This window comes from Methylobrevis albus, from assembly GCF_015904235.1.
GTDB lineage: Bacteria > Pseudomonadota > Alphaproteobacteria > Rhizobiales > Pleomorphomonadaceae > Methylobrevis_A > Methylobrevis_A albus.
The window spans coordinates 1-6,232 of the sequence record NZ_JADZLT010000044.1 but is presented as its reverse complement, the minus strand read 5'-3'; the positions used below and the strand labels follow the sequence as shown (position 1 = coordinate 6,232).

The window sequence follows — 6,232 nt, the reverse complement described above, 5'->3', positions numbered from 1 at the left end:
CTTCGCGTCGGCCCAGCTCTTCACCAGCTCGTCGTAGTTGACGGTGATGGGCTGTTCCTTTTCGTTCTCGACCTTGGGCTGCGGGGCGAGGGTGCCGTTGGCTTTGGCCTGCTCGACCCAGTATTCGAGGTCGTGCTCCTCGTTGAGCTTCGGGCCGATGTCACCCTGGACGCCGGCGCGCTCGAGGCGCGACAGCACCTTCTCCTGCTCCTCGCAGAGCGAGTCCATCGCCTCCTGCGCCGACTTCGCGCCCGACGACGCGTCGCCGATCGCCTGCCACCAGAGCTGGGCGAGCTTCGGATAGTCCGGCACGTTGGTGCCGGTCGGCGACCACTGCACGCGGGCCGGCGAGCGGTAGAACTCGATCAGGCCGCCGAGCTTCGGCGCCCGCTCGGTGAAGCTCTCGTGCCGGATCGAGCTTTCGCGGATCAGCGTCAGGCCGACATGGCTCTTCTTGACGTCCACCGTCTTCGAGACGACGAACTGCGCGTAGAGCCAGGCCGCCTTGGCGCGGTCGACCGGGGTCGACTTCAAGAGCGTCCACGAGCCCACGTCCTGGTAGCCGAGCTTCATGCCGTCCTTCCAGTAGACGCCATGCGGCGAGGGGGCGAAGCGCCACTTCGGCGTGCCGTCCTCGTTCACCACCGGCAGGCCGTCCTTGACGAGGTCGGCGGTGAAGGCGGTGTACATGAACATCTGCTGGGCGATGTTGCCCTGCGCCGGCACCGGGCCGGATTCGGAGAAGGTCATGCCCTGCGCTTCCGGCGGGGCGTAGGCCTTCAACCAGTCGAGGTACTTCTGGATCGCGTAGACCGAGGCCGGGCCGTTGGTGTCGCCGCCGCGCGCGACGCAACTGCCCACGGGCCGCGAGTTCTCGTCGACACGGATGCCCCACTCGTCGACCGGCAGGCCGTTCGGCAGGCCCTTGTCGCCGTTGCCGGCCATCGACAGCCAGGCGTCGGTGAAGCGCCAGCCGAGCGACGGGTCCTTCTTGCCGTAGTCCATGTGGCCGAACACGGCCTTGCCGTCGACGTCGCGGCCGGTGAAGAACTCGGCGATGTCCTCATAGGCCGACCAGTTGACCGGCACGCCGAGGTCGTAGCCGTACTTCGCCTTGAAGTCGGCCTTGTTGGTCTCGTCGTTGAACCAGTCGTAGCGGAACCAGTAGAGGTTGGCGAACTGCTGGTCGGGCAGCTGGTAGAGCTCGCCGTCCGGGGCGGTGGTGAACTTCAGGCCGATGAAGTCCTCGAGGTCGAGGCCGGGGTTGGTGACGTCCTTGCCCTCGTTCGCCATCCAGTCGGTCAGGCTGCGCGCCTGCTGGTAGCGCCAGTGCGTGCCGATCAGGTCCGAATCGTTGACGTAGCCGTCGTAGATGTTCTCGCCCGACTGCATCTGCGTCTGCAGCTTCTCGACGACGTCGCCCTCGCCGATCAGGTCGTGGGTGATCTTGATGCCGGTGATCGCGGTGAACGCCGGCGCCAGCACCTTCGATTCATACTCGTGCGTCGCGATGGTCTCCGACACCACCTTGATGTCGAGGCCGGCCAGCGGCGCCGCGGCGTCGATGAACCACTGCATCTCCGCTTCCTGCTCGGCGCGGCTGAGCGCCGACATGTCGCCGACCTCGGCGTCGAGGAAGCGCTTCGCGGCATCCATGTCCGCGAAGGCGGTATTTGCACTCATCATCAGGGCCGCCACGGCCGCCGATGCCATCCATGTCCGTCGCATAGTCGATCCTCCCAAGGATTCGAATTCTTCGTTGCCGGTTCCCACGCATGGACGGCCGCGCCTTGCCGCCGTCCGTCCCTGACCGCCCCCTACACCCAGCGAAACACGCAGAGCGCGTAGCCGAGGCAGAGGGCCAGAGCCCACCACAGGCTCGGGCCGACCAGCCCGAGCCAGAAAAGACAGATGAACGCGCTGCCGAGCAGCGACACGAACAACCGGTCGCCCCGCGTCGTCTCGAAGCGCAGGATCCCCACCCGCGGACTGCCGCCCGGCACCGCGTACTCCCACACCCCCATCCCGATCAGCAGGCCGAAGATCGTGATGAAGAAGATCGCCGTCGGCCACGTCCAGGCCATCCAGGAAAGCGTCATCGCGAGGCTCCTTCGGTGATTGGGGGCGGGATCCGCAGCGCGGGGGCGAGACGCACGGCCCTCGCCCCGTCATGGTCCGCGCAGGCGGACCACCCACGAAGGCCGCGCGGCACGGGGCGCGTGGCAGGCGCCGCGGGTCGTGGATGGTCCGCCTGCGCGGACCATGGCGACGGGGAGGGGTGGGTGAAGAGCAGGGGCTCCCCCATCACACCCGTCCCAGGGCGAAGCCCTTGGCGATGTAGTTGCGGACGAACCAGATCACGAGCGCACCCGGGATGATGGTGAGGATGCCGGCCGCGGCGAGCACGCCCCAGTCCATGCCCGACGCCGACACCGTGCGCGTCATCGTCGCGGCGATCGGCTTGGCCGCCGTCGTCGTCAGCGTGCGGGCGATGAGCAGCTCGACCCACGAGAACATGAAGCAGAAGAACGCCGCGACGCCGATGCCGCTCGCGATCAGCGGCATGAAGATCTTCACGAAGAAGCGCGGGAACGAGTAGCCGTCGATGTAGGCCGTCTCGTCGATCTCCTTCGGCACGCCCGACATGAAGCCTTCGAGGATCCAGACCGCCAGCGGCACGTTGAACAGGCAGTGCGCGATGGCGACGGCGATGTGCGTGTCGATCAGCCCGAACGACGAGTAGAGCTGGAAGAACGGCAGCGCGAACACCGCGGGCGGCGCCATGCGGTTGGTCAGCAGCCAGAAGAACAGGTGCTTGTCGCCGAGGAAGCGGTAGCGCGAGAAGGCATAGGCCGCCGGCAGTGCCACCGACACCGAGATCACGGTGTTGAGCGCGACGTAGATGATCGAGTTGATGTAGCCGTTGTACCAGGACGGATCGGTGAAGATTACCCGGTAGTTCGCCAGCGTCGGATTGGTCGGCCACAGCGTGAAGGCGCCGAGGATTTCCTGGTTGGTCTTCAGGCTCATCGTGCCAAGCCAGTAGATCGGCAGCAGCAGGAAGATGATGTAGATCGTCGGGATCAGGAACGACAGCCGGGCGAGGCCGGTGGCGCCGTCGCGGCGGACGTTGGCCTGCGGCCGGCTCGGCGCGAGGGCGTCGGCGGCGGGAAAGCCGTGCGGGGCGGTGCCGGCGGAGGGCGAGCTGGTCATTGGTCGTGTCTCCTCGGGCCGCTCAACGCTCGTCCTGACCGTAGTTGGTCATGACGGTGTAGAAGACCCACGACAGGGCCAGGACGATCAGGAAGTAGACGATGGACATCGCCGCGGCCGGGCCGAGGTCGAACTGGCCGATCGCCATCTTCACGAGATCGATGGAGAGGAAGGTGGTCGAATTGCCCGGGCCGCCGCCAGTGACGACGAAGGGCTCGGTGTAGATCATGAAGCTGTCCATGAAGCGCAGCAGCACGGCGATCAGCAGCACGCGGTGCATCTTGGGCAGCTGGATGTAGCGGAACACCGACCAGCGCGAGGCGCCGTCGATCTTGGCCGCCTGATAGTAGGCCTCCGGGATCGAGACGAGGCCGGCGTAGCAGAGCAGCACGACGAGGCTGGTCCAGTGCCACACGTCCATCACGATCACGGTGATCCAGGCGGCGACCGGGTCCTGCGTGTAGTTGTAGGGAATGCCGAGGTAGGCCAGCGTGTGGCCGAGCAAGCCGATGTCGGCGCGGCCGAACACCTGCCAGATCGTGCCGACCACGTTCCACGGAATGAGCAGCGGCAGCGCCATCAGGACGAGGCAGACCGGCACCCAGAAGCCGCTGCGCGGCATCGCCAGCGCGATCGCGATGCCGAGCGGCACTTCGATCGCAAGGATGATCAGCGAGAAGGCGAGGTTGCGGAAGAGGGCGTCATGGAAGCGTTCCGACGCCAGCACCTCCTCGAACCACTCCGTCCCGGCCCAGAAGAACTCGTTGTTGCCGAAGGTATCCTGCACCGAGTAGTTGACCACGGTCATCAGCGGGATCACCGCCGAGAAGGCCACCAGCAGCAGCACCGGCAGCACCATGAACCAGGCCTTGTTGTTCCAGGTCTTTTCCATGGCTCTCAGGCCTCCGCTTCGACGAGGTGGGCATCGCGGTAGACGTTGACGCGGGCCGGATCGAACACCACGCGCGGGCTCGCCGGGATCGCCCGGCCCTCGGGCAGCACCGCGTTGAGCTCGTGCGGCCCGATCGCGCCGCGCAGGATGCGGTAGCGGCCGATGTCCTCGACGCTGCGCACGCTGATCGGCAGGCTGCCGGCGCCGTCGTCGAGGCGCACGAACTCCGGCCGGACGCCGATCTCGGTGCGGCCGGGCTGGGGCCGGTAGTGCTGGCCGAGCGCCACCGCATGCCCCCCCACCACCGCCCGGTCGCCCGCGACCTCGGCGGGCAGCACGTTCATGCCGGGCGAGCCGATGAAGTAGCCGACGAAGGTATGCTTCGGCCGCTCGAACAGTTCGGCCGGCGTGCCGACCTGAACCACCTCGCCGGCGTACATCACCACCACCTTGTCGGCGAAGGTCAGCGCCTCGGTCTGGTCGTGGGTGACGTAGACCATGGTGAAGCCATAGCGCCGGTGCAGCTGCTTCAGCTGCGAGCGCAGCTGCCACTTCATGTGCGGGTCGATGACGGTGAGCGGCTCGTCGAACAGGATCGCGTTGACGTCGGAGCGCACCAGCCCGCGCCCGAGCGAGATCTTCTGCTTCTGGTCGGCGGTCAGCCCGCGCGCCTTGCGCCTCGCCATCGGCCCGAGCCCGAGCATCTCGATCGTCTCGGCGACGCGCCGGTCGATCTCGGCTTGCGGCACTTTCCGGTTCTTCAGCGGGAAGGCGAGGTTCTCGGCCACCGTCATGGTGTCGTAGATCACCGGGAACTGGAACACCTGCGCGATGTTGCGCGCCTCGGTGGGAAGCAGCGTCACGTCGCGCTCGCCGAACACGACGCGGCCGTGCGAGGGGGTGATCAGGCCGGAGATGATGTTGAGCAGCGTGGTCTTGCCGCAGCCGGACGGCCCGAGCAGCGCATAGGCGCTGCCGTCCTCCCAGACCTGGTGCACCTCTTTGAGCGCGAAGTCGGCCTCGGTCTTCGGGCTCGGCAGGTAGCTGTGGGCGATGTGGTCGAGGGTGATGCGCGACATCGGATGGCTCTCCTCAGGCCGCGAGCGCGGCGGCGGGGGCCGCGGCGATGCTGCCGTCGCCGGCGAACAGGAAGAAGCGGTCGGGATCGAGCCAGACCGTCACCTGCTGGTCGACGTCGAGCGCCCGGATGCCGTGCACCAGCGCCACCCAGCGCTGCCCGGCAAAGTCGACATGAACAAAACTCTCCGAGCCGGTGATCTCGGTCACCGCCACTGTCGCCGTCACCGGGACTGCGCCGGGCACGGCGTCGAGGAACAGATGATGCGGCCGGAAGCCGATGGTGTAGACCGCGTCCCTGAGCCCCGCCGCCGCCCGGCCGGCGCCGATCTCGAAGCCGCCGGCAAAGCGCAGCGTCTCGTCGCGCTTTTCCACCCGGGCCACATTGAGCGGCGGGTCGGAGAAGGTCTGCGCCGCCTCGAGGTCGGCGGGCCGGTTGTAGACGTCGATGGTGCGGCCGAACTGGGTGACGCGCCCCTCGGCGAGCGTCGCGGTATTGCCGCCGAGCAGCAGCGCTTCCGACGGCTCCGTCGTCGCATAGACGAAGATCGCCCCCGACGCGGCGAAGATCTTCGGCAGCTCCATGCGCAGCTCTTCGCGCAGCTTGTAGTCGAGGTTGGCGAGCGGCTCGTCGAGCAGCACGAGGCCGGCGTCCTTGACGATCGCCCGCGCCAGCGCCGTGCGCTGCTGCTGGCCGCCCGAGAGGTTGAGCGGCGTGCGACCGAGGTACGGTGTCAGCCGCATCAGCTCGGCCGCCGACTTGACGCGCCGGTCGATCGTCGCGCCGTCGACGCCGGCGACGCGCATCGGCGAGGCGATGTTCTCGTAGACCGTCATCGCCGGGTAATTGATGAACTGCTGGTAGACCATGGCGACGTTGCGCTTTGCCACCGGCACGCCGACGATGCTCGTCCCGTCCATCCGGATCTCGCCCGACGTCGGCTTGTCCAGCCCCGCCATCAGCCGCATCAGCGTCGTCTTGCCCGACAGCGTCGGCCCGAGCAGCACGTTCAGCGTCCCCTTCTCGAGACGCAGCGACACGTCGTCGAT

6 protein-coding genes are annotated in these 6,232 nt (G+C 67.5%); all 6 read right to left on the bottom strand.

Annotated elements, in window-relative coordinates; genetic code table 11:
- Window positions 1-1,713 (bottom strand): ABC transporter substrate-binding protein (locus I5731_RS06675; protein WP_407941828.1); only part of this gene is annotated, 1,713 nt, incomplete at its 3' end.
- Window positions 1,714-1,817: 104 nt separating this feature from the next.
- On the bottom strand, window positions 1,818-2,099 hold the full coding sequence (locus I5731_RS06670; protein WP_197310603.1) for a DUF2160 domain-containing protein: 282 nt from the start codon (window positions 2,097-2,099) through the stop codon (window positions 1,818-1,820).
- A gap of 205 nt (window positions 2,100-2,304) precedes the next feature.
- Window positions 2,305-3,213 (bottom strand): carbohydrate ABC transporter permease, encoded by a 909-nt coding sequence (locus I5731_RS06665; protein ID WP_235981601.1) that lies wholly within the window; start codon window positions 3,211-3,213, stop codon window positions 2,305-2,307.
- A 22-nt stretch (window positions 3,214-3,235) separates the two neighbouring features.
- Window positions 3,236-4,105, bottom strand: a complete 870-nt coding sequence (locus I5731_RS06660) for a carbohydrate ABC transporter permease (RefSeq protein WP_197310602.1) — start codon at window positions 4,103-4,105, stop codon at window positions 3,236-3,238.
- A 5-nt stretch (window positions 4,106-4,110) separates the two neighbouring features.
- Window positions 4,111-5,184 carry an ABC transporter ATP-binding protein gene (locus I5731_RS06655; protein WP_197310601.1) on the bottom strand — a complete coding sequence of 358 codons (1,074 nt, stop codon included), beginning with the start codon at window positions 5,182-5,184 and terminating at the stop codon, window positions 4,111-4,113.
- A gap of 13 nt (window positions 5,185-5,197) precedes the next feature.
- The coding region (locus I5731_RS06650; RefSeq protein WP_210336257.1) for an ABC transporter ATP-binding protein at window positions 5,198-6,232 on the bottom strand (1,035 nt) is incomplete at its 5' end.

Bases quoted from the DNA above. Each gene is read 5' to 3' on its own strand.
- I5731_RS06655 (WP_197310601.1), bottom strand. From the start codon at position 5,184: ATGTCGCGCATCACCCTCGACCACATCGCCCACAGCTACCTGCCGAGC.
- I5731_RS06665 (WP_235981601.1), bottom strand. From the start codon at position 3,213: ATGACCAGCTCGCCCTCCGCCGGCACCGCCCCGCACGGCTTTCCCGCC.
- I5731_RS06670 (WP_197310603.1), bottom strand. From the start codon at position 2,099: ATGACGCTTTCCTGGATGGCCTGGACGTGGCCGACGGCGATCTTCTTC.
- I5731_RS06660 (WP_197310602.1), bottom strand. From the start codon at position 4,105: ATGGAAAAGACCTGGAACAACAAGGCCTGGTTCATGGTGCTGCCGGTG.